General features: G+C 53.6%; 1 protein-coding gene and 1 pseudogene. One reads left to right on the top strand and one right to left on the bottom strand.

What is annotated here, in order from left to right:
• Positions 1-170 precede the first annotated feature (170 nt).
• Positions 171-3,239 (bottom strand): MFS transporter, encoded by a 3,069-nt coding sequence (locus RMO84_RS15225; protein WP_310489290.1) that lies wholly within the window; start codon positions 3,237-3,239, stop codon positions 171-173.
• A gap of 533 nt (positions 3,240-3,772) precedes the next feature.
• Here RMO84_RS15225 and RMO84_RS21395 point away from each other — a divergent pair.
• Positions 3,773-3,927: pseudogene (locus RMO84_RS21395) on the top strand (alpha-amylase); the annotation flags it as partial.

A 3,927-nucleotide genomic window follows, 5' to 3' on the forward strand; every position in this document is an offset into this window, starting at 1 on the left:
GTTAGGACACACCCCCGACTTCTTCGAGAAGTCGGGGGTGTAGCAGTAATGGTCTAATTGTCCTAACAGTCTTGGCGGTTGCTATATTATTTGTTCGATCGATAATCGTAAATTTCCATAAATTAAGGGAGGGACAATTCATAAATTGTCCCTCCCTTAATTGCAGATCGCTAGGCGATCGCGAATGGCAGAACGGCGAGTGCGCCTGCGGCGGCGGCGGCGATCGCGGAGGTCAAGCCGGTGGCAAATAGCCACCAAGCGGCAGTAGCGGCGGCTTTGCGGGTGGCTTCGGCTTGAGCTTGAGCTTGGTGTTTGAGGTCGTCGAGGCGATTTTGGATTTGGGTTTGAATCCGTTCGGCGCGATTTAAGACGTTGGTGCGGACGCCATCAACGCGATCGATAATCCGGTTGGCATCGGCTTTGGATATATCATCGCGGGAACTGAGGACTGCCACTAAGGTCTCGCGATCGAAATGCGAGAGCCGGTCGCGCAGGGCATCGAGTCCGGCATTGGGGTCGTCGAACAGTTTGCGGACATCTTGAGTAATGCCGTCATAGTTGAGTTCGGGTCGCTCCAAGCCATTGAGGTAGTCGCGGATCTGAGCAAAGATCCCGTCAATGACGGATTGAACTTTGGCTTTAATGGCATCGAGTTGGCCGACAAAGCGATCGCGCACGGAGAGAACGCGATCGACGATCTGTTCGGCTTCGGCAGGAGAGATATCCTGACGTTGAGATAGTAGCGCGATCATCGTCTCGCGATCGACCTGAGAGAGCCGCTCGCCTAAGTGTTCCAACCCCAGACGCGGATCTTGGAACAGCAGTCCGAGATCGCGTTTGATGCCGTCAGGATTGAGTTCGGTTTTGTCCGTATGGCGGAGGTAGTCTTCCAAAGCGGTTTGGAAATCATTGACGCGAGTTTTGGCGCGCATTGCCAACCGTTGGGGGGTGCGGAGTACCTGCCGAATCGTATCCTGAACCCGATCGATCGCCTCATTGGCTTCGGCTTCAGTGAAGTCGTTGCGCTGGCGCAATAGTTGCACCAGTGTATCTCGATCGATCTGCGACAGCCGGTCGCGGATCGAGTCCAAGCCTGTTTTCGGATCTTGCAATAAAGTTGTCAGATCGCGTTTGATGCCATCGGGATTGAGTTCCGATTTGCCAGTCCGCCGCAGATAATCGGCGATCGCACTAGTGGTGTCTTCGTACTGAGTTTTAGCTTTATCGACCAAAGCCGCCGGAGCGTGAATCGCTTGCTTCCAGTTGGATTCAACGCGATCGAGGATGTCATTGACTTGCTGTTCGTTCAGATCTTGGCGTTGGCTCAACAGTTGTACCAACGTATCTCGATCGAAATGCGAAGCGCGTTGTTTAAGATCGTGGATACCCGCTTGCGGATCGTTCAACAGCTTCTGTACATCTTGCTTAATCCCGTCGGGATTTAGTTCTTCCTTGCCCGTATGGCGGAGGTATTCTTGCACCTGCTGCCACTGCGTATCGACCCGCGCCTTGACGCCCGCTTGTAGCCCTTCCGTATCGGCGATCGCTACTTCCAGCACTGGAGTAAGCATCTGGACGATTTGCGTCTTTTCAGTTTCGCCGAGATCGTTACGCTGCTGGAGCACGCTCAAGAAGCGATACTGCTTGATTTGCGACAGCCGCGAGTGTAATTCCTGCGGATCGGCATCGCCATCAGCGAGCAAGTCTTTGAAATCTTGCGCCGCATAATTAGACAGCAAGCGGTGTTTAGGCGTTGCCCGCAGATAGGTGTCGATCGCCGTTTGCGTTTTTTCGAGCATCCCAGCCGTTTCCGCAGCGCGGACTTCATCCAAAACGCGGAGGCGGACGCGATCGAGTACTTGCGTCAGTTCGGCGATTTTTGACTGCGTTAGGACGCCGCGTGCTTGCAATAAGGTCGCAAATTCCTCCGGTTTGAGCGATTCGATCGCCTGCCGAATCGTGCGGGCATCAGCGTTCGGATCGTAGAGCACATCCCGAAACTCGCGCTCGATCCGCTCCGGCGTCATCTGCCACGAGTAAGTATCTCGCAGATAATGTTCGACATCCGCCCGAATCACGCTCGCTCCAGGCGATAGCGTCGGACTAGCCACCTTATCGGTAAATTGTGCCACTTGAGTTTGGAGCTGCGACTGGGCATTCTTGACCTGACCCTTGATTTTCTCCACATCCAGATCGGATAGATCCACCCGACCCAACACGATACCCATCACCGTGCCCAGAGCTTGCTCCAACTGGCTAGAATTCTCGCCCTTGCCCAGATCCTGGATATAGCGATCGAGTTGTTGCGACAAGCCACCAGAGAGCAGATCCTGCGGCTTCCCCGAGCGAACGAGCTTCATCAACTCCCCCAATCCGCCACCTTGCTTCATCCCGCCCACAGCACCATGCCACGATCGATCCAACTCATCGACGATTTTTTTGACATCGCGCGGCGCGAGATCCGTCCGCTCTTTGAGCAGATTTTCAAAAGTTTCACGACTGAGCGTCGGTAAATTATCTTTATCTAAACCCTTAGTCAGCTCCGACTCCTTCAGAATCTTTTCAAACTCAGCGCGAATATCTTTAAGATTCAATTCCTGCGGTTTGACCGAACTGAGTAAATCCTTAATCGATGACTGCACATCTTGCGGATCGATATAAGCCGTCATCTCCCGCCGCACCGCAGCCGCAGCCGCCTCAGCCGACGAAACTAGTTCCGAACCAGCCGCTTTCATGCCCAAAGCGGCTGTCGCCGTCCCAAACACCGCCTGAAAGCCTCTATTCGCCGTACTTACCACCGAGCCAACCAGCGAGCCGACAGTCGTCGAGCTAATCCAAACCAAGATCGAAAAATAAGCCGCCCAAATCGCCAGCCCCACCGTCGCCCCCATCGTCACCGTCGGCACAAAGCTCAACTTCACCGCCAACAGACAAGCGACAAATAACGCGATCGACACCGTCACCAACGTCCAGACACCAACAGCCGTGCCGATATGTAGCGAACTACCCCCGTCGTGACGATCCGATCGATCTCGCTCCGCCAAGCTCAGTACCGACATCCCTGCCGCCACCGACAAATTAGTCAACAACATCTGAAAGCCAAAAGTCAAAAACAACCCGGCGACCAGTGCCGTAAAAAACTGCGGCCCCGAAAAACCGATCGCCGTCTCCCGCACGATCTCAGTCTGTGCCAACAGATCGGCAGCATAACCATCAAAAAATACCCTAATTGCTAACATCCCGCGCTCCTAAATTATTTATGTATGTCGATTAAAATTAAAGAAAAAATAAGATTACTGTCTCACCTATCCCACCTATTCAATCGTTAATGACAACTCCCCGCCAACCCCCTTCTGACGGAGTACCAATGGTTGAGAGTAGTCCGAAAGGTAGAGTAGGGGATCGTGAATAGTGAACAGTGGATAGTGGATAGTGAATAGGTGGGAATATGAAAAGTTAAGTTTCAGCCAACAGCTAGTCCAAAATCGGCATATATAGCAATCCTATTTGATTCATGAGAATTAATATGGATAAATTCAGCCGCAGAGACGCAGAGGGCGCAGAGAAGTAAACAAAGACATTCTCACAAATCATTTAGGACTGCTATATATAAAGCTCTATGCGATCGCATTTATCTCCTCCATTTTCCGCCGGGGGGTCTGGGGGTCGGCACCCCCAGATCCGGGTTTTGCCTACACTAGAAAAAACCGCAGCCCGCAAGTATATATCGTCTTCCGCCCCGCCTAACACCAACCATTTAACCCCCCACAACATGACAATTCAAACGCCAGAATGGGTCAAACACGCCATCTTCTACCAAATCTTCCCCGATCGATTCGCCCTCGGCCAACAAGCCCCCCCCCGCCGCGCGCCCCCTCCCCCCGGGGGCGGCGGGCCCGCCCCGCGCGCGCGCCCCGGCGCGACGGG

The sequence above is a fragment of the Chamaesiphon sp. VAR_69_metabat_338 genome (genome assembly GCF_031423935.1).
GTDB lineage: Bacteria > Cyanobacteriota > Cyanobacteriia > Cyanobacteriales > Chamaesiphonaceae > Chamaesiphon.

Coding starts and splice junctions, on each gene's coding strand:
- RMO84_RS15225 (WP_310489290.1), bottom strand. CDS start 3,239: ATGTTAGCAATTAGGGTATTTTTTGATGGTTATGCTGCCGATCTGTTG.